Source organism: Nocardioides sp. L-11A (assembly GCA_029961745.1).
Classification (GTDB): Bacteria; Actinomycetota; Actinomycetes; order Propionibacteriales; family Nocardioidaceae; genus Nocardioides.
Map to the genome: position 1 here is coordinate 3,074,290 of CP124680.1, position 25,394 is coordinate 3,099,683.

The window sequence follows — 25,394 nt, forward strand, 5'->3', positions numbered from 1 at the left end:
GAACCTTACCGGTGGGTCACCCACCCTCTCGACTCCAGAGCGGACCGCAGCTCCTCGGCCCGGCCCTCCACCACGTCGAGCTCGACGAGGCCGACCGGCCGGCCGGGGTCGTGGTCGATCCGCACGTCCTCGATGTTGACGCCGCTGTCACCGGCGTCGGCGAACAGCCGGGCCAGGCCGCCCGGCTGGTCGGGCAGGGCCACCCGGACCGCCGCCATCGGCTGTGGGGCGGCGCCGTGCTTGCCGGGGATGGCACGGGTGCCCGCCTGGCCATAGGCCAGCAGTGACTCCAGGCCGACCCGGTCGCCGCCGGCGACCGCCTCGAGCGCGAGGTCGAGCCGGTCGCGGACCTCGGCGAGCAGGGCGGCGACGGCGGACGCGTTGCCGCCGATGATCTGGCTGTAGAGCCGGGGGTCGCCGCCGGCGACCCGGGTGACGTCGCGCACGCCGGTGCCCGACAGCGCGAGGTGCTCGGCCGAGGCGCCCGCGAGCGTGCCCGCGACGAGCGAGGCCATCAGGTGCGGCACGTGCGAGGTGCGCGCGACGGCCCGGTCGTGCTCGACCGGGCTCAGGTGCACCGGGACGGCACCGCAGACCGCGGCCAGCGCCTCCACGACCCGGGTCGCGGCGGGCGCGGCCTCCGGACCGGGGGTGATCGCCCACGGTCGGCCGTCGAACAGCTCGGCGTTGGCCGCGAGCGGGCCGGAGTGCTCGGTGCCCGCCATCGGGTGGCTGCCGACGTACCGGCTCACGGCCGGGTGCCCCACCACGGCGGCCAGCGGGCCGGCCTTGACGCTGCCGACGTCGGTCACGACGGTCTCGGGTCCGGCGTCGTCGAGGACCTGGCCGAGGACGGCGCCCAGCGCATCCGGGGGTACGGCGACCACGATCAGCTGCGGGACGTCGGCCGCCGTGCGGGCCCGTCCCGCGCCGAGCCCGGTCGCGGTGCGCACGTGATCGGAGGCGGTGTCGGTGAGCAGCACGTCGAGGCCGGCACGGCGGCAGGCCAGCGCGATCGAGGTGCCGATCAGCCCGGTCCCGACGATCTCGACCGGGCCTGCGAGCACTCTCGTCTCCGACACGCAGGCAAGGTTAGGGGATCACGCCCCCGCGTCGGCGCCCGGCTGGTAGGACCCGAACGACCAGTGGTTGCCCTCGGGGTCGCGGACGCTGCCGCCGCGACCGCCGTAGTCCTGGTCCACCATCGCCCGCTCCACGCTCGCGCCCGCCGCGACCGCGGCCCCGAAGACGGCGTCGGGGTCGTCGGTCACCAGATAGACCGCACCGGAGCCCGCGGGCTGGAGCGGGCTCTCGGGGCGCACCGCGCCGAACATCAGGCCGCCACCGCCGGGCCACAGCCACTCGGCGTGGACCACGGTGCCCTGCTCGTCGCGGTGGGTGGCGTGCTCGGTGAAGCCGATGGCTCGCAGCCAGGCGGACATCGCGTCGGTGTCGCGGAACTGCATCGCCGCCCAGAGCCGGATAGTCGCTGCGGAGGTCGCTGTGTCAGTCATGCTCCGATCCTGCGTCCGGTTCGTCCCTGCGGTCTTGAACGAACGGGAACTCGTCGCGCAGCCAGGTCGTGGGCGTGCACCCCGCCAGGATGCTCCACTCCCGGGTCAGATGCGCCTGGTCGCTGTAGCCGCACAGCGCCGCCACCTCGGCCAACGGCCGGCGCCCCAGCACCTGCCGCGCCGCCTCCAGGCGCGCGACTCGCTGGTACGCCTTCGGCGCGAGACCGCACTCGGCCCGGACCAGGGTGGACAGCCGACGCCGGCTGTAGCCGACCTCCGCGGCCACGCCGGCGACCGGCGTCCCGGACGTGAGGAGCGCCAGTGCCCGCGCCACCTCGGCGCGGAGGGCGAGGTCACCCGACGCCGCGGCCAGGGCCGCGAGGGTGCGGTCGACCAACGCCACCCGGGCGGGCCAGGAAGGGAGGTCGTTCAGGCGCTCGGGGAGCTCCCGCAGCGCGCGCGGCACGACGGCCTCGTCGACGTCGGTCAGGGCGCCGGCCAGGTCCGAGGCGGGCCGCCGGAGCAGGGCCCGGGCGCCCTCGACGGTGAGCGCGAGCTGGATGCCGCGTTGTGCGCCGTCGTGGTGCACCGCGGCCGGCGCCGTGTGCAGGCCCGACAGGGATCCCCACGCGGCGTGCAGGGACCCCGCCTCCCCCGGCCAGGAGACCCGCAGCGGCTCATCGAGCGGCAGCACGAAGGTCAGCGTGGTCGACGGCAGTCCCCGGTGGACGCCGGGCGCTCCGAAGTCGACGTCGTACGGGATCCGCGTCGCGACGTAGCGCCGCAGCGCGGTGGGCACGGGCGCGACCGGGATCACCCACCCACCGTAGGTCTACAGGCCGACCAGCTCCAGCAGCTGGCCGAGCTCGTCGTCCGACAGCTCCCGCAGCGCGCCGCCGCGCAGGGTGCCGAGCTCGATCGGACCGAACCTGGTCCGGCTCAGCTGACGCACCGGGTGGCCCACCTGGTCGAGCAGCCGGCGCACGATCCGGTTGCGGCCCTCGTGGATGACCAGCTCGATGATCGACCTGTCGGCCGAGGTGTCGATGACCCGCGCCCGGCGTACCTCCACCGGGCCGTCGTCGAGCGTGACTCCGGCGAGCAGGTCGGCGACGGTGCCCTTGGCGAGCCGTCCGGCGACCTCGGCGACGTAGGTCTTCTCGACCTCGAACGAGGGGTGCGCCATCCGGTGCGCGAAGTCGCCGTCGTTGGTGAGCAGCAGCAGGCCCGAGGTGTCGGTGTCGAGCCGGCCCACGTGGAACAACCGTTCCTTGCGGTCGGCGACCAGGTCGGAGAGGGTACGGCGACCCTGCGGGTCGGACATCGTGGACACCACGCCACGCGGCTTGTTGAGCACGAGGTACACGTGGTCGGAGACCGGGGGCAGCCGCCTCCCGGACACCTTGATCACCGCGGTGCGCGGGTCGACCTTGGTGCCGAGGCGGGTGACGATCTCGCCGTCGACCTCGACCTCTCCCTCGAGCATCAGCTCCTCGCAGCGCCGGCGCGAGGCGACGCCCGACTGCGCGAGCAGCTTCTGCAGCCGGATCTGGCCGTCGTCGTCGACGGCGATGTCACGCGTCATCGGCAGGCTCCTCCGACGACGCGTCGACGGGCTCCGCCGCAGGCTCGACGGCGGGCGCGAGCTCCTCCTCGACCTCGGCGAGCTCGGGCAGGTGCGGCGCGAGGTCGGGCAGCTCCTCGAGGGAGACGATGCCGATCCGCTCGAGGAAGTAGCCGGTCGTGCGGTACAGCGTCGCGCCATGCTCGCCGTCGCGGCCCGCCTCCTCGACCAGGCCGCGGCTGATCAGGGTCCGCATCACGCCGTCGACGTTGACCCCTCGCACCGCGGACACCCGCGCCCGCGACACCGGCTGCTGGTAGGCGACGACGGCGAGGGTCTCCAGCGCGGCCTGGGTGAGCCGGGCCTGCTGGCCCTCCAGCACGAAGGCCTCGACGACGGGCGCGAGCTCCTCGCGCGTGTAGTAGCGCCACCCGCCCGCGACGTTGCGCAGCTCGAAGCCGCGGCCCTGCTCGTCGTACTCGGCGGCCAGCGCGGCGAGCGCCTCGGTCACCTGCGGCTCGGGGTAGCCGACCGCCGTGGCCAGCGAGACCGCGTCGAGCGGCTGGTCGGCGACCATGAGCACCGCCTCCAGCGCGGGTCGCAGCTCGGCGACGGGGACGGGCAGCGCCTCCTCGGCGGGCGCGTCGGTTGGTTCACTCATCGCTCGGACTCTCCTCCGGGGGCGGGTCGCCGGCCGGCGCCGCCCCGTCGAACTCGTCGGTGATCAGATCCTCCACATCGACCGCCTCGTCGCCGGTCCAGCGGACCGTCAGCTCGCCCAGCGGGGTCACCTGGTCGAAGGCCACCGCTCCTTCGCGGAACAGCTCGAGCAGCGAGAGGAAGCGCGCGACCGTGGTCAGCGTGTCGGGCACGTCGCCGCACAGCGCCCGGAAGGTCAAGGTGCCGCTGCGCCGCAGCCGGTCGACCACGATCGCGGCCTGCTCGCGCACGCTCACGGTCGGCGCGTGGATGTGGTGCAGGGTCAGCTGCAGCTCCGGCTTCGGGGTCATCGCCTTGGCCGCCAGCGCCGCGAACTGGTCCAGGCCGATGCCGATCAGCACCTCGGGCAGCAGCCCGGCGTACCGATCCTCCAGCCCGACCGCTCGCGGGAAGCGCCGGGCCTCGGCCTGCAGCCGCGCGTCGAACAACGCGGCGACCTGCTTGTAGGCCTTGTACTGCAGCAGCCGCGCGAAGAGCAGATCTCGCGCCTCCAGCAGCGCGAGGTCCTCCTCGTCCTCCACGTCGCCGGCCGGCAGCAGCCGGGCCGCCTTCAGGTCGAGCAGGGTCGCCGCGACGAGCAGGAAGGAGGTGGTCTCCTCCAGCGCGTCGTCGGGCAGCTGCTTGATGTGGGCGATGAACTCGTCGGTGACCTGCGAGAGCGCGATCTCGGTGACGTCCAGCTTGTGCTTGGAGATCAGGCTCAGCAGGAGGTCGAACGGACCCTCGAAGTTCGCGAGACGGACGGCGAAGCCGCCGTGGACCTCCTCCGTCCCCTCCTCGCTCACCCCAGCATCATGACTCACGCAGGCGCCTGACCAGCGCGGAGCTCTCCCCCTCGGCCTCGAGCTCGCCCAGGACCAGATGCAGCGCCTCGCGGACCAGACGGCCGCGGTCGACAGCCATGCCGTGCTCGCCGCGCAGGGTGAGCCGCGCCCGCTCCAGCTCCATCAGCTCCGCCGAGGTGACGTAGACGGTGATCTTCTCGTCGTGCCGGACCCGGCCGCTCGGGCCCTTGGGCGCGTCGGTCGGCAGCTCGGCGGGCGGATCGGGGACGGCGCGGACCGCCGGCCCGGACGGCTCCGAGGTCGGCCGGAACAGGTCGTCCGCGGCCGGCATGCTCACACGTCGAGACACCGGGCCGCCACCTCCTTCGCGAGCTGGCGGTACGCCTCCGCCCCGCTCGATCCGGAGGCGTAGGACGTGATCGGCTCACCGGCGACGGTCGAGTCGGAGAACTTCACCGTGCGGCGGATGACGGTGTGGAAGACCTGGTCACCCCAGGCCTGCACCAGGCGCTCGAGCACCTCGCGACCGTGGAGCGTGCGCCCGTCGTACATGGTGCCGAGGACGCCGTCGACCTCGAGACCGGGATTGAGGCGCTGCTTGACCTTGTCGATGGTCGCCTTGAGCAGCGCGACGCCGCGCAGCGCGAAGTACTCGCACTCCAGCGGCACGATGACGCCGTCGGAGGCGGTGAGCGCGTTGACGGTCAGCAGGCCGAGGGACGGCTGGCAGTCGATGAGGATGACGTCGTACTCCGCGATCGCCGGGGCGAGGACCCGCTGCAGGGTCTGCTCGCGGGCGACCTCGTGCACCAACTGCACCTCGGCGGCCGAGAGGTCGATATTGGAGGGCAGCAGGTCCATGCCCGGCACACCGGAGGGCACGACGACCTCGTCGAGCGTGGCCTCCGGGTCCATGAGCAGGTTGTAGACCGTGCTCTCCATCTCGTGCGGGTTGAGCCCCAGACCCACCGAGAGCGAGCCCTGCGGGTCGAAGTCGACGAGCAGCACCTTGCGGCCGAACTCGGCGAGCGCGGCCCCGAGGTTGATGGTGGTCGTGGTCTTGCCGACGCCACCCTTCTGGTTGCACATCGAGATCACGCGGGCGTTGCCGTGAGCGGTCACCGGCCGCGGCTCCGGCAGCACCGGCATCGGTCGGCCGGTCGGGCCGATCTCGCCGGTCACCGTCTGCACCGCACGCTCGGCGACGCTCTCCGGCGCCCCGCGGTCAGGCAGCGGGAACTGCAGCGTCATCGCGTCCTCGCGCGGGGATGCCTCGCCCGTCACGGCAGCGTCCTCCGTGCCGAGCGGTACGTCGCTGCCGGGCGCCGGGATCGGCATCCGCGGCGGCATGTCGGGTGCACTGGATCCTCCGTAGTAGCCGACCATCGCCCTCACCTTTGTCTGGACCATCTCTGGTGTGGTTGCGGGCTCCTTCCCCAGAGCCCGGGACTCCTCCATCCAACAATGTCGACACGGCGACATTCGGGAGGCGCGCCGACAGCCGGCCGGAAGGGGGCCTCAGGAGGGGCCGGTGAGGCTCACCATCTCCACCGTCCGGACGACCGCCTCGCCGGCCTCGTCGCTGGCCGCGAGGTCGACCTCGGCCCGGATCACCCAGTCGTGATTGCCCTCCGGGTCGTGCAGCGTCTGGGTCACGACCCACCGGTCGGCGGAGCGTTCCAGGGCGAGCAGCGCCGGGCCGCGCGCGTCGGCGTCGGTGAGCAGCCGGTCGTGTTCGGCGTAGTAGTCCTCGATGGCCTGGTCCCACTCGGCGCTGCCCCACTCCGCGCCCTCGTCGAGCGCGGCGAGGGCCGGCACGTCGTCGCGGGCGACCAGCTCGACGCGCCGCCACAGCGCGTTGCGGACCATGACCTCGAAGACCCGGCCCTGCTGGCTGAGCGGGCGCGGCGGGGGCGGCGGGGCGTGCTGGCTGACCTCGCGCGTGGCGTGGGACGGGTCGTTGAGCGCTTCCCACTCGTCGAGCAGCGAGGAGTCGACCTGGCGGACCGTCTCGCCCAGCCAGTCGACCAGCAGCTCCAGCTCCCCCTCACCACGCGTCCGGTACGACGCCGGCACGGTCTGCCGCAGCGCGCGGTAGGCGTCGGTGAGATAGCGCAGCACCAGGCCCTCGGAGCGGGCCACCTGGTAGCGCGAGACGAGGTCGGTGAACCCCATCCCCTGCTCCCACATCTCGCGGACCACCGACTTGGGGACCAACGCGTCGGGCGCGAGCCAGGGATGCCGCTCCCGGTAGGTCTCGAAGAGCGGCTCGAGCAGGTCGCTCAGCGGCTCGGGCCAGGTGATGTCCTCGACCAGGGCCATCCGCTCGTCGTACTCGACGCCGTCGGCCTTGAGCGCGGCGATCGCCTCACCGCGGGCCTGGTGCCGCTGGGCCATGAGCAGCGGGCGCGGCGCCTCGAGCGTGGCCTCGACGACCGAGATCACGTCGAGCATGAACGTCTCGCTGTCGGGGTCGAGCACGTCGAGCACCGCCAGCGCGAAGTGGGACAGTGGCTGGTTGAGCGCGAAGTCGTCGGGCAGCGCCTCGGTCAGCACGTAGCGTCGGCCGTCGGCGTCGACCTCGTCGAGCCGGGTCAGCACCTCGGAGGCGACCAGGCTGCGGGCCAGCCGGACCGCACGCTTGGCCAGCCGCAGCTGGCTGCGTCGCTCCTCGTGGTTGTCCATGAGCAGCCGGCGCATGACCGGGAACGCGTCCTCCTCGCGGGAGAGGACGTTGACCAGCATCGCGTTGTCGACCTTCATCTGCGACTTCAGCGGCTCGGGCCTCCCCTCGACGAGCTTGTCGAAGGTCTGCTCGGTCCACACGACGGTGCCGGGCGGCGGCTTCTTGAGCTGGGCCTTCGAGCCTCGCTTCGCCTGCTTCTCGGCGCTCATCGCGGCGTTCTTGGCGGCCGCCTTGGCCTTCGCCTTCTCGTTCTCGATGACGTGCTCAGGTGCCTGGACGACGACATAGCCCGCCGTGTCGAACCCCGCCCGGCCCGCACGCCCGGCGATCTGCAGGAACTCGCGCGTGCGCAGCACCCGCTGCCGGGAGCCGTCGAACTTCGCCAACCCGGTGAACAGCACGGTCCGGATCGGCACGTTGATGCCGACGCCGAGGGTGTCGGTGCCGCAGATGACGGTGAGGAGACCGGCCTGGGCGAGCTGTTCGACCAGGCGCCGGTAGCGCGGCAGCATCCCGGCGTGGTGGACGCCGATCCCCTGGCGCAGCAGCTTGTTGAGTGTCTGGCCGAAGCCGGCGGCGAAGCGGACTCCGGCGATCCTCTCGGCGATCTGCTCCTTGCGGTCCTTGGGCAGCACGGTGACCAGGCGCCCCGGCCCGCTCAGCAGCGACACCGCGTGCTCGACCGCGGCCGCCTGGGTGAAGTGGACGACGTAGACCGGGCCCTGGCCGGTGGTGACGAGCTCCTCGAGCTTCTCCCCCATCGGCTCCAGCGACCAGGTGAAGTCGAGCGGCACCGGGCGCTCGGCGTCGTCGACGATCGTGGTCTCGCGGCCGTTGCGGCGGGTCAGGTCGGCGCCGAGCTCCGTGGTGTCGCCGAGCGTGGCCGACATGAGCAGGAACTGCGCCTGCGGCAACTCGATGAGCGGCACCTGCCAGGCCCAGCCGCGGCCCGGCTCGCCGTAGAAGTGGAACTCGTCCATCACGACCATGCCGACGTCGGCCCGGTCGCCCTCGCGCAGCGCGATATTGGCGAGCACCTCGGCGGTGCACGCGATGATCGGCGCGTCGGCGTTGACCGCCACGTCCCCGGTGAGCATGCCGACATCGGCGGCGCCGAAGATCTCGACGAGGTCGAAGAACTTCTCACTCACCAGCGCCTTGATCGGCGCGGTGTAGAAGGTGACCCGGTCATCGGCCAGTGCCCCCATCGCGGCCGCCATGGCCACCAGGGACTTGCCCGACCCGGTCGGCGTCGCGAGCACCACGTTGTCGCCCGCCAGCAGCGCGAGGATCGCGTCCTCCTGGTGCGGGTACAGCGCCAGCCCCTGGTCCTCCGCGTGCTCCAGGATCCGGTCGTACGCGTCAGCCATGGCGGGCTCTCGGGTGTGCGGTCGCGAAGACCTCACGCAGGTTGTCGACGGTGACGAGCGTGTAGACCTGCGTCGTCGTCACCGACGCGTGCCCCAGCAGCTCCTGGACCACGCGCACGTCGGCACCGCCGTCGAGCAGGTGGGTGGCGAACGAGTGCCGCAGGGTGTGCGGCGAGACGTCGCGGGTCACGCCGGCGCGCTCGGCGGCCTTGACCAGCGTCGCCCAGGCCGACTGCCGGCTGAGCCGGCCGCCGCGGGCGTTGAGGAAGAGTGCCGCACTGCTGGTCGAGCCTGTCGAGACCCCGATCAGGCTCGCCCGTCCCCGGACGAGGTACGCCGACAGCGCGGCCCGGGCGTAGGAGCCCACCGGGACCAGCCGCTCCTTGCCGCCCTTGCCGCGCAGCAACAGCGTCGCGTCGGCCGGGTCGAGCTCGGGCACGGCGAGGTGGCTGACGTCGTCGACGTCGAGTCCGACCGCCTCCGAGATCCGGGCCCCGGTGCCGTAGAGAACCTCCAGCAGGGCCCGGTCGCGCAGGGCGAGCGGGGTGTCGGGAGCGCCGGCCGCCTCGAGGATGGCCTCGACGTCGGCGAGGGGCAGTGCCTTGGGCAGCCGCTTGGCGGGCCTCGGCGGCTTGACCGCCGCCGCCGGGTCCGCCGTCGCGAGGCCGTCGGCGGCGGCGAACCGATGGAAGCCGCGCACCGCGACGACCGTGCGCGCCGCGCTCGACGCGCTCAGCGGCGGATGGTCGGCGTCGCCCTCGCGGAGCCGGGTCTTGAACTCGGTGACGGTGGCCTCGGTGACGTCGTCCAGCCCGCCGATCCCGACGCCGGCGAGGTACTCACGATAGCGTCGCAGGTCGCGGCGGTAGGAGGTCAGCGTGTTGGCCGCCAGTCCCTTCTCGACCGTCAGATGGTCCAGGTACGTGCGGACCGCCCGGTCCACCGCCCCTGTGCCACTCACGCGGTCAGGCTAGCGCCTCGGCCATCGGGACCGCCGCGATGCCGGTGGCCTCACCGACCGCGGCGTTGGTCAGGACACCCGCGTGGGTGTTGATGCCGAGCGCCAGGCTGGTGTCGGACCGGCACGCCTCCCGCCAGCCCTTGTCGGCCAGCGCGACGACGTACGGCAGCGTGGCGTTGGTCAGCGCGTAGGTCGAGGTGTTCGGTACAGCGCCCGGCATGTTCGCCACGCAGTAGAACGTCGAGCCATGGACCTGGTACGTCGGGTCGGCATGGGTCGTCGGGTGCGTGTCCTCGAAGCAGCCGCCCTGGTCGACCGCGATGTCCACCAGCACCGAGCCCGGCTTCATCCGCGCCACCAGGTCGTTGGACACCAGCTTCGGCGCCGCCGCGCCGGGGATCAGCACCGCCCCGATCACCAGGTCGGCCTCGGTGACCTGCTGCTCGATCGCCAGCTTGGACGAGGCGAGCCCGTGGACGCGGTTGTCGTAGCGCCAGAACGACATCCGCAGCTTGTCGAGGTCGGTGTCGAGCAGGGTGACGTCGGCGCCCATGCCGAGCGCGATGTTGGCGGCGTTCTGCCCGGCCACACCGGCGCCGATCACCACCACCTTGGCGTTGGCGACCCCGCCGACGCCGCCCATGAGCACCCCCCGCCCACCCTGGGCCTTCATCAGCGAGTAGGCGCCGACCTGCGGCGCGAGGCAGCCGGCGACCTCGGACATCGGGTAGAGCAGGGGCAGCGCTCCGGAGGGCAGCTGCACCGTCTCGTAGGCGATCGCGGTGACCTCGCGGGCGACCAGCTCCTCGGTCAGCGCGCGGTCGGCCGCAAGGTGGAGGTAGGTGAACAGCACCTGCCCCTGACGCATCCGGTGGTACTCCTCGGCAACCGGCTCCTTGACCTTCAGCACCAGCTCCGCGGCGTCCCACACCGCGTCGGCGTCCGGCAGGATCGCCGCACCGGCCGCCACGTAGTCGGCATCGCTGATCGAGGAGCCCTCGCCCGCGCCGGCCTGGACCACGACCTGGTGGCCCTTGGCCACCAGCTCGTGGACGCCGATCGGGGTGATGGCCACCCGGTACTCGTGGTTCTTGACTTCCTTCGGCACGCCGATGCGCATACCGGGGAATCTACGCCCGCCGGGCGCGCTCCCGCAGCACGTGACAGGCGAGGACAGCCTGGACGACCGGCCCGTCGGTGACGTCGCCGGCCAGGATGGCGTCGACCAGCTCGGGGAAGGGCACCCAGAAGGTCTCCAGGTCGGCCTCCTCGTGGCGCAGCACGAAGTCCCCCCGGTCGGCCGGCGAGAGGCCCTCCGCGAGGTAGTAGTGGATCCGCTCGGCGGAGTACCCGGGTGAGCTGAGCGTCGAGAGCAGGTGCGTCCAACGCTCCGCCGCCAGTGCTGCCTCCTCGCGCAGCTCGCGGCGGGCGACCTGCTCCGGGTCCTCACCGGGGTGGTCGACCACCCCCGCGGGCAGCTCGACCAGCCGGTACTGCGCCGGGTGGCGATACTGCCGCAGGCAGAGCACGCGGTCGTCCTCGTCGATGGCCAGGACGACGGCCGCACCGGGATGCTCCAGGACCAGCCGCCGGAACGGCTCCTCGTCCTCGGCGCCGGGACGCCGGATCCGGTCGGAGCGGAAGGCGACCACCCAGTCGTCGCGATGCAGGTCGTTGCTGTCCTCGACCGGCCACGACTCGGGGACGTCGCGCAGCAGGCTCACTGCTCGTCGACGGACTCGGTGGGGTCGACCGGTTCGGCGTGCAGGTTCGAGTCGTCGATCTCGAGCCTGGTCTCGCGCTGTCGCTTGATCGCCGCGCCCACCAGGCCGGCGAACAACGGGTGGGGGCGGGTGGGCCGCGAGCGCAGCTCGGGGTGGGCCTGGGTGCCGATGTAGTAGGGATGCACGTCGCGCGGCAGCTCGACGAACTCGACCAGGTCGAGCTCGGCGTTGAGCCCGGAGAAGACCAGGCCGGCCTCCTCGAGCTGGGCGCGGTAGGTGTTGTTGACCTCGTAGCGGTGCCGGTGCCGCTCCTCGATGACCTCGGCGCCGTAGACCTCACGGGCGATGGTGCCGGGCTTGAGCTGCGCCGGGTAGAGGCCCAGGCGCATGGTGCCGCCCAGGTCGCCCGCGCCCTCGACGATGGACTTCTGCTCCTCCATCGTGGCGATGACCGGCTCCGGGGTGTCCGGGTCGAACTCGGTCGAGCCGGCCTTGGCCAGGCCGAGCTCGGTGCGGGCGTACTCGATGACCATCGACTGCAGGCCCAGGCACAGGCCGAGGGTCGGGATGCCGTGGGCGCGGGCGTAGGTCAGCGCGCCGAGCTTGCCCTCCAGCCCGCGGATGCCGAAGCCGCCGGGCACGCAGATCGCGTCGACGTCGGCGAGGTGCTTGGCCGCGCCGGACGGGGTCTCGCAGTCGTCCGAGGCGACCCAGCGGATCTCCACCTTGGCCTCGTGGGCGAAGCCGCCGGCGCGGAGCGCCTCGCTCACCGACAGGTAGGCGTCGTGCAGGTCGACGTACTTGCCGACCAGGGCGACGGTGACGTCCTCCTTCGGGTGGTGCACCCGGCGGAGCAGGTCGTCCCAGACCGTCCAGTCGACATCACGGAAGGGCAGGTTCAGCCGGCGGACGACGTACGCGTCGAGGCCCTGACGGTGCAGCACCTTCGGGATGTCGTAGATCGACGGCGCGTCGGCGGCCGTCACGACGGCCTCCTGGTCGACGTCGCACATCAGTGAGATCTTCTTCTTGATGCTCTCCGGCAGCTCCCGGTCCGCGCGGCAGACCACCGCGTCGGGCTGGATGCCGACCTGGCGCAGGGCGGCGACGGAGTGCTGGGTGGGCTTGGTCTTCAGCTCACCCGACGGGCCGATGAACGGCACCAGCGAGACATGCAGGAAGAAGACGTTGTCACGACCGATGTCGTGGCGGACCTGGCGCGCGGCCTCGAGGAAGGGCAGCGACTCGATGTCGCCGACGGTGCCGCCGATCTCGGTGATGACCACGTCCACGGGCTCGTCGCCGTGGCCCATCGCGAGGATCCGGTCCTTGATCTCATTGGTGATGTGGGGGATCACCTGGACGGTGTCGCCGAGGTACTCGCCCTTGCGCTCCTTGGCGATCACCGACGAGTAGACCTGCCCGGTGGTGACATTGGCGATCTGGTTGAGATCGGTGTCGAGGAATCGCTCGTAGTGCCCGATGTCGAGATCGGTCTCCGCGCCGTCGTTGGTGACGAACACCTCACCGTGCTGGAAGGGGTTCATCGTCCCGGGGTCGACGTTGAGATAGGGGTCGAGCTTCTGCATCGTGACCCGCAGGCCGCGCGAGCGCAGCAGCCGGCCGAGGCTGGAGGCGGTGAGTCCCTTGCCCAGCGAGGAGGCGACGCCTCCGGTGACGAAGACGTGCTTTGCCTGTTGATTCTGTCCGCGCTGTGTCTGACCGTATGGGGACGCCATGTTCACGGGATTCCATCCTACGTCATGCCGGGGTGTTTCACTGTGCCCGCGGGGCGTTTCGTGCGAGCTCGAGCAGCTCGCGCGCGTGGGCGAGGGCGGTGTCGGACTCGGCGAGGCCGGCCAGCATCCGCGAGAGCTCACGCTCGCGCCCCGCATCGTCGAGCGTGACCAGACCCGAGCTGGTCACCGAGCCGTCGCTGGACTTCTCGACCAGGACATGGCGGTCGGCGAAGGCGGCGACCTGCGGCAGGTGGGTCACGACGAGGACCTGGGCCTGGTCGGCCAGCGTCGCCAGCCGGCGCCCGATCTCGACGGCGGCCGCGCCGCCGACCCCGGAGTCGACCTCGTCGAACACGAACGTCGGCACCGGGCTGGTGCCGGCCAGGCAGACCTCGACCGCCAGCATCACCCGCGAGAGCTCGCCGCCGGAGGCACCCTTGTGCAGGGGGCGCGGCTCCGAGCCGGTGTTGGCCGCCAGCAGGAACTCGACCTCGTCGAGGCCGCTGCGCCCGAAGCGCACCCAGCGCTCACCCACCCGCAGCACGTCGGCCGGCGGGTGGCCCGGGTCGGCCGGCGCATCCGCGACCCGCGGCGAGACCCGGATCGTGACCACGGCGTGCGGCATCGCCAGCAGCGTGAGCTCGCCGGAGACCTCCGCGCCCAGTCGCCCGGCGGCCTCGACCCGCGCCTCGCTGAGCCGGGTGCCGGCCGCGGCCAGCTCCTCGCGCAGCGCGGCGGCCTCGGTGGCGAGCTCCCGGATCCGGTCGTCGGTCGAGTCCAGATCCAGCAGTCGCATCGCCGACCGCTCCGCCCAGGCCAGCACCTCGTCGACCGTGTCGCCGTACTTGCGGGTCAGGGCGATCAGCGCCGCCCGGCGCTCGGAGACGGCTGCCAGCCGGGCCGGGTCGGTGTCGATCCGCGAGGCGTACGACGCCACGTCGGCCGCGACGTCGGAGAGCAGGTAGCTCACCTCGGCCACCCGGTCGGCCAGGGCACCGGCCTCGGCGTCGTGGTCGCGGACGCCCTCGAGGAGGCCGCGTGCGGCCGCCACCGCCCCGAGGGCGTCGGGCGAGCCGTGCTCACTGGAGAGCGCCTCCCGAGCCTGCTCGGAGGCGCCGCGCAGGGTGTCGGCGTGCCCGAGGCGCGCCTCCTCCGCGGCCAGCTCGGCGTCCTCGCCGGGCTGGGGCGCGACGGCGGCGACCTCGTCGACACCGAAGCGCAGCAGGTCGGCCTCCCGGGCCCGCTCCCGCGCGGTCGCCGTCACCTCGGCCAGCTCGCGCTCGGTGGCGACCAGCCGGTCGTGGACGGCGACGTAGTCGGCATGGATCCGGCCCAGGGCGCCGAACCGATCGAGCGCATGGCGCTGGGTCTGTGCCTTCAGCAGCCGGTGCTGGTCGGACTGCCCGTGCACCGCGACCAGCGGCTCGGCGAGCCCGGCCAGCGTCGCGACCGGCACCGCGGCGCCGCCCGCGAACGCCCGGGAACGGCCCTCCGCGCTCACGTTGCGGGCCAGCACGATCCCGTCGTCGTCGGCCTCGCCGCCGGCCTCCTCGACCGCGGCGACCAGGCCGGGCAGCGCGGCCGCCGCGACCAGCCCCTCGACCCGGGCCTGCTTGGCGCCCGCCCGGACCGCGCCGCTGTCGGCCCGGCCGCCGAGCAACAGGCCGAGCGCGGTGACGACCATGGTCTTGCCGGCACCGGTCTCGCCGGTGATGACGGTCAGTCCGGGCCCGAGCTCGAGCGTCGAGGAGTCGATGACCCCGAGCGAGCTGATCCGGATCTCCTCGATCACTGCGCCGCCCCCCTCGCCGTGCCGCCCGACTGCCGCAGCTGGCGCCGCTCGGCCGCAGCCCCGCGCCAGCCCTCGACGGACAGCCCGAACTTCGCCACCAGGCGGTCGGTGAACGGCGCCTGGTGGAGCCGGACCAGGCGGACGGGACGCTGCCCGCGACTCACCTCGATGCGGGCTCCGGGCGGCAGGTCGACGCTGCGGCGGCCGTCGCACCAGAGCACCCCGGAGCCCTGGTTGCCCTCGAGGACCTCGATCGCGATGACCGAGGAGGGGGCGACCACCATCGGCCGCGCGAACAGGGCGTGCGCGCTCAGCGGCACGATGCACAGCGCCTCGACCTGCGGCCACACGATCGGCCCTCCGGCGCTGAAGTTGTAGGCCGTGGAGCCCGTCGGCGTCGCGCACACGACCCCGTCGCACCCCCACCGCGAGAGCGGTCGGTCGTCGATCTCGACGACCACCTCCAGCATCCGCTCGCGGGCGGCCTTCTCGACGCTGGCCTCGTTGACGGCGAAGGTCGCGTAGACGAGCCGGCCTCCGACGTACGCCTTGACGTCGAGGGTGAGCCGGTCCTCGGTGGTGTAGCGCTGCTGGACGATCGCGTCGATCGTGGCCGCGACGTCCTCGTGCTCGGCCTCGGCGAGGAAGCCGACGTGCCCGAGGTTGACGCCCAGCACGGGCGTCGAGCGTTGGTGGGTCACCTCGGCGGCGCGCAGGATGCTCCCGTCGCCGCCGATGACCACGGTCAGCTCACAGCCGTGGCTCGCGTCGGACTCCGAGTCGGTCAGCTCGACCGACGGCTGGTAGTCGGCGGGCGCCAGGTCGAGGTCGTCGGCCTCGTGCCGCAGCAGCCGGACGACGATGCCGTGGCCGGTCAGCTCCTTGACGAAGGCGCGCGCGACGTCGCGGGCCTCGCTGCGGCCGGTGTGGGCGAGCACGAGCACCCGGCGCACGGTCTCGTCGGTCGCGGACGTCATGGGCTCACCCTCTCATCCGGGTCCGACGTGCCACGCCGGACGACCACGGAGAGCGCCTCGTCGCTCAGCGTCGCCGGCCCGTGCCGCAGCCAGAGGAAGAACTCGACGTTGCCCGAGGGACCCGGCAGCGGGCTCACCGTCACCGCGCGGGCGCCCCAGCCGCGTTCCGCGGCCGCGTGCGCGACGGCCAGCACCGTCTCCACCCACAGCTCGGGGTCGCGGACCACTCCGCCCTTGCCGAGCCGGTCCTTGCCGACCTCGAACTGGGGCTTGACCATCAGCGCCAGGTCCCCGTCGGACCGGGTCACGCCGAGGAGGGCGTCGAGCACCAGCCGCAGCGAGATGAAGGACAGGTCGCCGACCACGAGGTCGACCGGCCCGCCGATGTCGTCGGCGGTGAGGGTGCGGACGTTGGTCCGGTCGTGCACGACCACCCGCTCGTGCTGCTGCAGCGACCAGTGCAGCTGGCCGTAGCCCACGTCGACGGCGACCACCTCGCCCGCTCCCGCCCGGAGCAGCACGTCGGTGAACCCACCCGTCGACGCGCCTGCGTCCAGGCAGCGCCGGCCCGCGACCGCCAGCCCACGCGGAGTGAAGGCCGCCAGGGCCCCCGCGAGCTTGTGCGCACCCCGGGACACGTAGTCCGGGCCGTGCTCCCCCTCACGCACCACGATCGCGACATCGGTCGTGACCCCGGTCGCGGGCTTGGTCGCGAGAGCGCCCGCGACCTTCACCCGGCCGTCGGCGATCAGCTGTGCGGCGCGCTCCCGGGACGGCGCCAGCCCGCGGCGGACCAGCTCCGCGTCGAGGCGCAGTCGGCGCGGTGGCACTACGGTCCGGCGGACGTGCCGGCCACGACGGATGCGGCAGGCGGGTTGTCGAGGGTGCGCCGCAGCTCGCTGTGCGCTTCCTCGAGCACGCCCGCGTGCTCCTCGATCGGACGCTCGGCGAGCCCCGCGACGAGATCGAGCACCCGGTCGACGGCGTCGATCCCGGTCGGCGTGGGCGCCGGAACACCTACCTCGGTCATGACGCGAGGCTACCGCGCCGTCGGGTCGGGTTCGGGGACCCGTGCCGAGGTGACGTCGGGCGCAGCGCCCGTCCGGTCCCGGTGGTCCCAGCCGGCCACTGCGGCCACCCGCCACCAGTCGGCAGCCGAGGCCATGGCGCCGCTGCGCTCGAGCTCCAGCCGGCCCGCCTCGACCCGACCCGTCCAGCCCCCGAGGCGCCAACGCCCGTCCTCGTCCCGCTGCGGCGCCCCGTGCGGCACGGTGAGCCCGCCGAGGTCCGGCGCGACATAGGTCGGGCGCTCCGCTGGTGCCGCGGCGACCAGCTCGGCGAGCCCGGTGACGCCGGTCAGCACCAGGAGGGAGTCGATCCCCGCGTTCCGCGCGCCCTCGATGTCGGTGTCCAGGCGGTCGCCGACCATCAGGGGCCGTCGGGCGCCGGTGCGCCGCACGGTCTCATCCAGCAACGGCCGTGCCGGCTTCCCCGCCACCTGCGGCGTCACCCCGGTGAACCGCGCCATCATGTCCACCAGGACGCCGTGCCCCGGCGCCACTCCGTAGGCTGTCGGGATCGTGTGGTCGGTGTTGCTCGCCAGCCACGGCAGCCCGTCCCGGATCCGCACCGCCGCCCGCATGATGTCGCGCCACAACAGGTCCGGCCCGTACCCGCTGACAGCCGCCTCCGCCGCGGCGTCCACGCCGACCGCGACCAGGCCCACCTCCTCGAGCGCACTGCGCAGTCCGTCCCCACCCAGACACAGCACCCGCGCCCCCCGGCCGAACCGCTCCATCAACAGCCGGGCCGCCGCCTGGGCGCTGGTCACCACGTCGGCGTCCTCGGCCGGCACACCCAGCTCGCGCAGGTGCCCGGCGACCACCGCCGCCGGGCGGGAGGCGTTGTTGGTGATGAAGGCGACCGTCAGGCCCCTCGCCCGGGCCCGGGCGAGATGGCCGGCGGCACCGTCGACGGCCTGCTGTCCGACGTAGACGACGCCGTCCAGGTCGAGCATGGCCACGTCGTAGGCGTCAGCCAGGGGTGCGGTGGAGGTGAGCAACACGAGGACCACCTTGCCAGCAGCCACCACCACGGCCTCCGTACGATGCCCTGATGGACGCGACAGCCCTGGTGACGCCACCGTATGTGGCCGGGCCGCTGCGCCTGGAGCCGTTCGCAGCCCTGATGCTCACGCCTGCCCGTGTGGGCCACCCCAGCACCGGCCGCGCGTTCGCGCGCCCGTACAAGGACGTGTCCGCCCGCCTCCAGCGCTGGCAGACCCGCGGCCTGGTCCGCGCCGACACCGCTCCAGCGCTCTACCTGCACGAGTACAGCGCCAACGGGATGACGGTCCGTGGCCTGGTCGGCGCACTCGACGTCTCCCGCCGGGCAGCACGGCCCGAAGACCGCGCCGTGCTGCCGCACGAAGGCATCCATCCCGCCCAGGCCGACGAGCTGGCCGACCGGATGGACGAGATGCAGCTCAACCCCGCGCCCATCCTCCTGGTCCATCAGGGCGGTCAGCGACTGCGTGACCTCCTCGGCACCGTGGCCCGACGCGAACCGGACCACGCCTTCACCGACCGAGCTGGCCAGGAGCACCGGATCTGGGCCGAGCGCTCCCCCGAGACGCTCGCCGCCGTCGCCGCCGAGCTGGCCGACGGCCGCGCCCTCATCGCCGACGGCCATCACCGGTACGCGGCCTACCTCCGGCTCCAGCGCCGCCGCGTCGGCGGCCCGACCGGCCCGCGACCCACCGACCTGGGCCTGGCCATGCTGGTCGACCAGACGGACACGCCGCTCTTCCTCGGCCCCATCCACCGCACCCTCGGCGGGACCTCGCTCGACGATCTGCGCGACGCCGCCGAGACCCTCCGGCTCGAGTACCGCGAGCTGGCCCAGCCCGACGCCGTCCAGGCCCTCTCCTCGGCCCGTCTCGCGGCCACCGACGGTGATCGCTGGGCCGTCGTCGGGCTGGGGAACGGACCGGACGAGGCGGCTGTCGAGGCCCTGCACCGGCGGGTCGTGCCGGCTCTCCCCCACGGGCCGACAGGCATCGCCTACCACCACACCGTCGACGACGCACTCGGCGGAGCCCGCGCGGACGCGATCGCCGTCCTGATGCCGGCTCCGTCGGTCGAGCTGGTGCTCCGGGTCGCCGAGGCCGACCGGCTGCTGCCCGAGAAGGCCACCTCCTTCCAGCCCAAGCCCAGCCTGGGCGTCCTCATCCGTTCGCTGCGCGACGCAGCACCCGAGCTGTCGTGACCTCGACCTCGACCCGCGACGCGGTCTGTCCGCCCATGCGGTAGAACCGGCGCCGCAGCGCGCCCTCGACGCCCACCACGTCGCCGGCGCGCCAACCGCGCATCGAGCGCCGCACCCGGGCCGACCAGCCGGCCAGGTCGACCACGTCGACGGACGGGCCTCTGCGCCCCGACGCGAGTCGACGCACCTCGGAGCGCGGCACGATGACCCGGCAGGTCCACAGTCGGTCGCCGCTCGGCAGCACCCGCTCCTCCGGAGCTGACGCCACCCGACCGCTCAGCACCACCGTGTTGGCCGCGGCGTCCGGCACCGCACCTGCCACTTGGTCGACCGCCATCGCCGGCCACCTCCCGAGATCTCGTCGCAGCGAGCTCCGCCGCTCGCCCTGTCGAGGACCATCGTGCGCCCAGCGCCCGCCGCTCCACGTCCGGTCCGCTACGCGCTGTGGACGAAACCCTCACCTGCCGGGCCTGTGGACGAGCAACGACACCGATGGAGACCAGTGGTGCCGAAATGACCGCAAAAAGCACTCAGGGCCAGCACACGAGGTGCTGGCCCTGAGCCAATCTATGTCCGGCGGCGTCCTACTCTCCCACATCCTCTCGGTTGCAGTACCATCGGCGCTGGCAGGCTTAACTTCCGGGTTCGGGATGGGACCGGGTGTTTCCCTGCCGCTATGGCCGCCGTAACTCTATGAACCCCTGTCAGGCACACCCCCCAGCAGCGGGGGGTGGTCGGGGTTGGATCTTCATCGTGGACGCGCGCACCAACACTGTGGTGTCTCGTGAGGAGTTTGTTGAGTGTGTTGGGGGTTTGTTGTGGCAAGTCTTCGGCCTATTAGTACCGGTCGGCTAGGCATTACTGCTGTACACCTCCGGCCTATCAACCCAATAGTCTGTTGGGGGCCTTAACCCACAAAGGAGTGGGAAACCTCATCTTGAAACGTGCTTCCCGCTTAGATGCGTTCAGCGGTTATCACTTCCGAACGTAGCCAACCAGCCATGCACCTGGCGGTACAACTGGCACACCAGAGGTTCGTCCATCCCGGTCCTCTCGTACTAGGGACAGCCTTTCTCAAGTTTCCTACGCGCGCGGCGGATAGGGACCGAACTGTCTCACGACGTTCTAAACCCAGCTCGCGTGCCGCTTTAATGGGCGAACAGCCCAACCCTTGGGACCTACTCCAGCCCCAGGATGCGACGAGCCGACATCGAGGTGCCAAACCATCCCGTCGATATGGACTCTTGGGGAAGATCAGCCTGTTATCCCCGGGGTACCTTTTATCCGTTGAGCGACCACGCTTCCACTCGCAGTGGCCGGATCACTAGTTCCGACTTTCGTCCCTGCTCGACATGTCTGTCTCACAGTCAAGCTCCCTTGTGCACTTACACTCAACACCTGATTGCCAACCAGGCTGAGGGAACCTTTGAGCGCCTCCGTTACATTTTGGGAGGCAACCGCCCCAGTTAAACTACCCATCAGGCACTGTCCCTGAACCAGATCATGGCCCTAGGTTAGACATCTAGTACGACCAGAGTGGTATTTCAACGATGACTCCACAACCACTGGCGTGACTGCTTCAAAGTCTCCCACCTATCCTACACAAGCCGAACCAAACACCAATGCCAAACTATAGTAAAGGTCCCGGGGTCTTTCCGTCCTGCCGCGCGTAACGAGCATCTTTACTCGTAGTGCAATTTCGCCGAGTCCATGGTTGAGACAGTAGGAAAGTCGTTACTCCATTCGTGCAGGTCGGAACTTACCCGACAAGGAATTTCGCTACCTTAGGATGGTTATAGTTACCACCGCCGTTTACTGGGGCTTAAATTCTGAGCTTCGAACTTACGTTCTAACCCGTCCTCTTAACCTTCCAGCACCGGGCAGGAGTCAGTCCGTATACATCGTCTTACAACTTCGCACGGACCTGTGTTTTTAGTAAACAGTCGCTTTCCCCTGGTCTCTGCGGCCTCCGGCGCTTCCCCAGCAAGTGGGTACACGCCTCGGGCCCCCCTTATCCCTAAGTTACGGGGGCATTTTGCCGAGTTCCTTAACCATGGTTGTCTCGATCGCCTCGGTATTCTCTACCTGATCACCTGAGTCGGTTTCGGGTACGGGCGGCTCATGGCTCGCTAGAGGTTTTTCTCGACAGCATAGGATCACCCACTTCCCCCCTACGGGGTCGGCATCACATCTCAGACTCACCCACCAAAGGGCTGTGACCCGGATTTGCCTAAGTCACGTCCTACATGCTTACCCGCCGTCTACCATCGCGGCGGTTGGGCTACCTTCCTGTGTCACCCCATCGCTTGACTACTACCGGATCGGATCCCACGCTCCACACCAAGCCCTCACCCCGAAGGGATCGGTACAAAGTGCTTCGGGTGGTTAGCATCACCGGGCTCGTCATGGGCGCCATTTCGCCGGTACGGGAATATCAACCCGTTGTCCATCGACTACGCCTGTCGGCCTCGCCTTAGGTCCCGACTTACCCAGGGCAGATTAGCTTGACCCTGGAACCCTTGATCAATCGGCGCACGGGTTTCTCACCCGTGATTCGCTACTCATGCCTGCATTCTCACTCGTGTCACATCCACACCTGGATCACTCCGGCGCTTCACCCGTGACACGACGCTCCCCTACCCAGCCCCACCCCTGGACACCCCACAAAGAGATGCCTGGGTCCTGTACTCAAACAGATGGAACTGCCATGGCTTCGGCGGATGGCTTGAGCCCCGCTACATTGTCGGCGCGGAATCACTTGACCAGTGAGCTATTACGCACTCTTTCAAGGGTGGCTGCTTCCAAGCCAACCTCCTGGTTGTCACTGCGACTCCACATCCTTTTCCACTTAGCCACCTCTTAGGGGCCTTAGCCGATGGTCTGGGCTGTTTCCCTCTCGACTATGAAGCTTATCCCCCACAGTCTCACTGCCACGCTCTCACTTACCGGCATTCGGAGTTTGGCTAACGTCAGTAACCTGGTAGGGCCCATCGGCTATCCAGTGCTCTACCTCCGGCAAGAAACACGCAACGCTGCACCTAAATGCATTTCGGGGAGAACCAGCTATCACGGAGTTTGATTGGCCTTTCACCCCTATCCACAGGTCATCCCCTCCATTTTCAACTGAAGTGGGTTCGGTCCTCCACGCCGTCTTACCGGCGCTTCAACCTGCCCATGGATAGATCACTCCGCTTCGGGTCTAGAACACGCGACTCAAACGCCCTATTCGGACTCGCTTTCGCTACGGCTACCCCACACGGGTTAACCTCGCCACGTATCGCTAACTCGCAGGCTCATTCTTCAAAAGGCACGCCGTCACCCCAGCCACAAGGACCAAAGCTCCGACGGATTGTAGGCACATGGTTTCAGGTACTATTTCACTCCCCGCCAGGGGTACTTTTCACCTTTCCCTCACGGTACTGGTCCGCTATCGGTCATCGAGGAGTATTTAGGCTTAACGGGTGGTCCCGCCAGATTCACACACCATTCCAGGAGTAGCGTGTTACTTGGGAAATGCTGAACACAGCTCCAACCTATCGTCTACGGGGCTATCACCCGCTACGGCACCGCTTTCCAACGGACTTCGACCTCGTTTGAAGTTTCTTACTGTGCGTCACCCCGGCAGAGACGACAACAACACTCCCACAACCCCCACACCGCAACGCCTGCCGGCTATCACACGACATGGGTTTAGCCTCATCCGATTTCGCTCGCCACTACTCTCGGAATCACTTTTGTTTTCTCTTCCTACGGGTACTGAGATGTTTCACTTCCCCGTGTTCCCTCCACACACCCTATTTTATTCAGATGCGGGTAACTGGACATAACTCCAGCTGGGTTTCCCCATTCGGACATCCCCGGATCAACGCTCGGTTGCCAACTCCCCAGGGCATATCGCAGGCTCCAACGTCCTTCATCGGCTCTCGATGCCAAGGCATCCACCATGTGCCCTTAACAACTTGCCCACAACAAACCACCAACACACACAACAACAGTCACCCATCGCATGCACACCAGCAGCCACCCACAAGAAGCCCCCTCACAAAACAGAGGCCCTCACAAGCAATGTGGAACAAACCAATTAAGAGAACACACAAAACAATCACGAAACAAACACTAATATTAATGCTCGCGTCCACTATGAAGAAGTCAAACAACCAGAAGCCAACCAGCCCCACACCCACAAACATGGGCAGGCGTCTGATGCCTCAGACACCCAACAGCGTGCCACACCTACCAGACAGAACAACACCCCAGAACAACATCCAGAGCACTACCCATCCAACGATCGTTGCGTTCCACTATCCGAACACCCCATACACGACAACACATTCGGTCATCGACGCGGGTGTGCTCCTTAGAAAGGAGGTGATCCAGCCGCACCTTCCGGTACGGCTACCTTGTTACGACTTCGTCCCAATCGCCAGCCCCACCTTCGACGGCTCCCCCCACAAGGGTTAGGCCACCGGCTTCGGGTGTTGCCGACTTTCGTGACGTGACGGGCGGTGTGTACAAGGCCCGGGAACGTATTCACCGCAGCGTTGCTGATCTGCGATTACTAGCGACTCCGACTTCATGGGGTCGAGTTGCAGACCCCAATCCGAACTGAGACCGGCTTTTTGGGATTCGCTCCCCCTCACGGGATCGCAGCCCTTTGTACCGGCCATTGTAGCATGCGTGAAGCCCTGGACATAAGGGGCATGATGACTTGACGTCATCCCCACCTTCCTCCGAGTTGACCCCGGCAGTCTCCCATGAGTCCCCACCATCCCAAAGGACGTGCTGGCAACATGGAACGAGGGTTGCGCTCGTTGCGGGACTTAACCCAACATCTCACGACACGAGCTGACGACAGCCATGCACCACCTGTACACCAGTATCAAAGAGACCCCCATCTCTGGGGGCTTCCGGTGTATGTCAAACCCAGGTAAGGTTCTTCGCGTTGCATCGAATTAATCCGCATGCTCCGCCGCTTGTGCGGGCCCCCGTCAATTCCTTTGAGTTTTAGCCTTGCGGCCGTACTCCCCAGGCGGGGCGCTTAATGCGTTAGCTACGGCACGGAACCCATGGAATAGGCCCCACACCTAGCGCCCAACGTTTACGGTGTGGACTACCAGGGTATCTAATCCTGTTCGCTCCCCACACTTTCGCTCCTCAGCGTCAGGTAATGCCCAGAGAACCGCCTTCGCCACCGGTGTTCCTCCTGATATCTGCGCATTTCACCGCTACACCAGGAATTCCATTCTCCCCTGCATACCTCTAGTCTGCCCGTATCGAAAGCAAGCCATGAGTTAAGCCCATGGTTTTCACTCCCGACGCGACAAACCGCCTACGAGCCCTTTACGCCCAATAATTCCGGACAACGCTCGGACCCTACGTATTACCGCGGCTGCTGGCACGTAGTTGGCCGGTCCTTCTTCTGTACCTACCGTCACTCACGCTTCGTCGGTACTGAAAGAGGTTTACAACCCGAAGGCCGTCATCCCTCACGCGGCGTTGCTGGATCAGGCTTCCGCCCATTGTCCAATATTCCCCACTGCTGCCTCCCGTAGGAGTCTGGGCCGTGTCTCAGTCCCAGTGTGACCGGTCACCCTCTCAGGCCGGCTACCCGTCAAAGCCTTGGTGAGCCATTACCTCACCAACAAGCTGATAGGCCGCGAGCACATCCTGCGCCGAAAAACTTTCCACCACCACCACATGCGCGGAGTGGTCATATCCGGTATTAATCACCGTTTCCGGTGGCTATCCCAGAGCACAGGGCAGATTACTCACGTGTTACTCACCCGTTCGCCGCTCGAGTACCCCCGAAGGAGCCTTTCCGCTCGACTTGCATGTGTTAAGCACGCCGCCAGCGTTCGTCCTGAGCCAGGATCAAACTCTCCATAAGAAAACTCGATACCCAGCAACAGAAACTGCTGACAAACTGTCATCAGAATCATCATTGCCGAAAACACACACCCAAACCCCAAAGGACCTGAGTGCACACAAACGTCACAACAATCTATGCATGACACACTGTTGAGTTCTCAAACATCACACGCTTCTCGCGCCTCGGACCCTGCTGGGCCTCGGTCGCGGGGCAACCTGTGAAACGTTACTGGTTCGGTTCCCGCTCGTCAACTCCGGTCTCCCGGAGTGTCAGACCGGGGTCTGAACCAGGCTGCGGACACCGTCGAGGACGGCTCCGGACGCAGTGAAGCCCTCGTCGTTGGGGCCTTGCCCCGGAGGTTTTCGCTGCGTTCCCCGCAACGAGAAGAACATTAACAGCACCTGTCCCCCTCGTTGCAAATCGGGG

At 69.3% G+C, this 25,394-nt stretch carries 20 protein-coding genes and 3 rRNA genes; 1 reads left to right on the plus strand and 22 read right to left on the minus strand.

Annotated features, from left to right (window positions below; translation table 11 throughout):
• Positions 1 to 5: 5 nt before the first annotated feature.
• The 18 genes from QJ852_14750 to QJ852_14835 form a co-directional block, all read right to left on the minus strand.
• Complete coding sequence (locus QJ852_14750; protein ID WGX94414.1) at positions 6 to 1,082, minus strand: prephenate dehydrogenase; 1,077 nt, start codon at positions 1,080 to 1,082, stop codon at positions 6 to 8.
• 18 nt (positions 1,083 to 1,100) lie between these two features.
• A complete protein-coding gene (locus QJ852_14755; protein WGX94415.1) occupies positions 1,101 to 1,514 on the minus strand; it encodes a VOC family protein in 414 nt (137 codons plus the stop codon).
• Entirely contained in the window at positions 1,507 to 2,331 is an 825-nt protein-coding gene (locus QJ852_14760) for an AraC family transcriptional regulator (protein WGX94416.1), read from the minus strand. Before QJ852_14760 ends, QJ852_14755 begins: the two co-directional genes overlap by 8 nt.
• A gap of 15 nt (positions 2,332 to 2,346) precedes the next feature.
• A complete protein-coding gene (locus QJ852_14765; GenBank protein ID WGX94417.1) occupies positions 2,347 to 3,099 on the minus strand; it encodes a pseudouridine synthase in 753 nt (250 codons plus the stop codon).
• Positions 3,089 to 3,739: an SMC-Scp complex subunit ScpB gene (gene scpB / locus QJ852_14770; GenBank protein WGX94418.1), complete on the minus strand. Its 651-nt coding sequence runs from the start codon at positions 3,737 to 3,739 to the stop codon at positions 3,089 to 3,091. The genes QJ852_14765 and scpB overlap by 11 nt, the downstream gene beginning before the upstream one ends.
• Positions 3,732 to 4,583 carry a ScpA family protein gene (locus QJ852_14775; GenBank protein ID WGX94419.1) on the minus strand — a complete coding sequence of 284 codons (852 nt, stop codon included), beginning with the start codon at positions 4,581 to 4,583 and terminating at the stop codon, positions 3,732 to 3,734. Before QJ852_14775 ends, scpB begins: the two co-directional genes overlap by 8 nt.
• Positions 4,584 to 4,590: 7 nt before the next feature.
• On the minus strand, positions 4,591 to 4,914 hold the full coding sequence (locus QJ852_14780) for a hypothetical protein (GenBank protein ID WGX94420.1): 324 nt from the start codon (positions 4,912 to 4,914) through the stop codon (positions 4,591 to 4,593).
• Between the two features lie 2 nt (positions 4,915 to 4,916).
• Complete coding sequence (locus QJ852_14785) at positions 4,917 to 5,732, minus strand: ParA family protein (GenBank protein WGX99466.1); 816 nt, start codon at positions 5,730 to 5,732, stop codon at positions 4,917 to 4,919.
• Between the two features lie 369 nt (positions 5,733 to 6,101).
• Positions 6,102 to 8,639, minus strand: coding sequence for a DUF3516 domain-containing protein (locus tag QJ852_14790; GenBank protein ID WGX94421.1), 2,538 nt, complete (start codon positions 8,637 to 8,639; stop codon positions 6,102 to 6,104).
• Entirely contained in the window at positions 8,632 to 9,600 is a 969-nt protein-coding gene (locus tag QJ852_14795; GenBank protein ID WGX94422.1) for a site-specific tyrosine recombinase XerD, read from the minus strand. Before QJ852_14795 ends, QJ852_14790 begins: the two co-directional genes overlap by 8 nt.
• A 4-nt stretch (positions 9,601 to 9,604) precedes the next feature.
• Positions 9,605 to 10,720, minus strand: a complete 1,116-nt coding sequence (gene ald, locus QJ852_14800) for an alanine dehydrogenase (GenBank protein ID WGX94423.1) — start codon at positions 10,718 to 10,720, stop codon at positions 9,605 to 9,607.
• A 10-nt stretch (positions 10,721 to 10,730) separates the two neighbouring features.
• A complete protein-coding gene (locus QJ852_14805) occupies positions 10,731 to 11,324 on the minus strand; it encodes an NUDIX hydrolase (protein ID WGX94424.1) in 594 nt (197 codons plus the stop codon).
• Positions 11,321 to 13,063: a CTP synthase gene (locus QJ852_14810; GenBank protein ID WGX94425.1), complete on the minus strand. Its 1,743-nt coding sequence runs from the start codon at positions 13,061 to 13,063 to the stop codon at positions 11,321 to 11,323. Before QJ852_14810 ends, QJ852_14805 begins: the two co-directional genes overlap by 4 nt.
• 37 nt (positions 13,064 to 13,100) lie before the next feature.
• A complete protein-coding gene (gene recN / locus QJ852_14815) occupies positions 13,101 to 14,855 on the minus strand; it encodes a DNA repair protein RecN (protein ID WGX94426.1) in 1,755 nt (584 codons plus the stop codon).
• Positions 14,852 to 15,832, minus strand: a complete 981-nt coding sequence (locus QJ852_14820; GenBank protein WGX94427.1) for an NAD kinase — start codon at positions 15,830 to 15,832, stop codon at positions 14,852 to 14,854. Before QJ852_14820 ends, recN begins: the two co-directional genes overlap by 4 nt.
• Positions 15,829 to 16,662, minus strand: a complete 834-nt coding sequence (locus QJ852_14825) for a TlyA family RNA methyltransferase (GenBank protein ID WGX94428.1) — start codon at positions 16,660 to 16,662, stop codon at positions 15,829 to 15,831. Before QJ852_14825 ends, QJ852_14820 begins: the two co-directional genes overlap by 4 nt.
• Positions 16,662 to 16,862: a hypothetical protein gene (locus tag QJ852_14830; protein WGX94429.1), complete on the minus strand. Its 201-nt coding sequence runs from the start codon at positions 16,860 to 16,862 to the stop codon at positions 16,662 to 16,664. Before QJ852_14830 ends, QJ852_14825 begins: the two co-directional genes overlap by 1 nt.
• A 9-nt stretch (positions 16,863 to 16,871) precedes the next feature.
• Positions 16,872 to 17,897, minus strand: a complete 1,026-nt coding sequence (locus QJ852_14835) for an HAD-IIA family hydrolase (protein WGX94430.1) — start codon at positions 17,895 to 17,897, stop codon at positions 16,872 to 16,874.
• 50 nt (positions 17,898 to 17,947) lie between these two features.
• On the opposite strand from QJ852_14835, the gene QJ852_14840 reads away from it, so the two are divergent.
• On the plus strand, positions 17,948 to 19,099 hold the full coding sequence (locus QJ852_14840; protein ID WGX94431.1) for a DUF1015 family protein: 1,152 nt from the start codon (positions 17,948 to 17,950) through the stop codon (positions 19,097 to 19,099).
• Here QJ852_14840 and QJ852_14845 read toward each other — a convergent pair.
• From QJ852_14845 to QJ852_14860, 4 genes are all read right to left on the minus strand, one after another.
• On the minus strand, positions 19,059 to 19,436 hold the full coding sequence (locus tag QJ852_14845) for a single-stranded DNA-binding protein (protein ID WGX94432.1): 378 nt from the start codon (positions 19,434 to 19,436) through the stop codon (positions 19,059 to 19,061). The genes QJ852_14840 and QJ852_14845 overlap by 41 nt on opposite strands.
• 234 nt (positions 19,437 to 19,670) lie before the next feature.
• Positions 19,671 to 19,787: ribosomal RNA gene (gene rrf / locus QJ852_14850) — 5S ribosomal RNA — on the minus strand.
• A gap of 129 nt (positions 19,788 to 19,916) precedes the next feature.
• Positions 19,917 to 23,064, minus strand: a 23S ribosomal RNA gene (locus QJ852_14855).
• A gap of 396 nt (positions 23,065 to 23,460) precedes the next feature.
• Positions 23,461 to 24,986 (minus strand): 16S ribosomal RNA (locus QJ852_14860).
• Together the 16S, 23S and 5S rRNA genes form the textbook arrangement of a ribosomal RNA operon.
• Between the last annotated feature and the right edge of the window lie 408 nt (positions 24,987 to 25,394).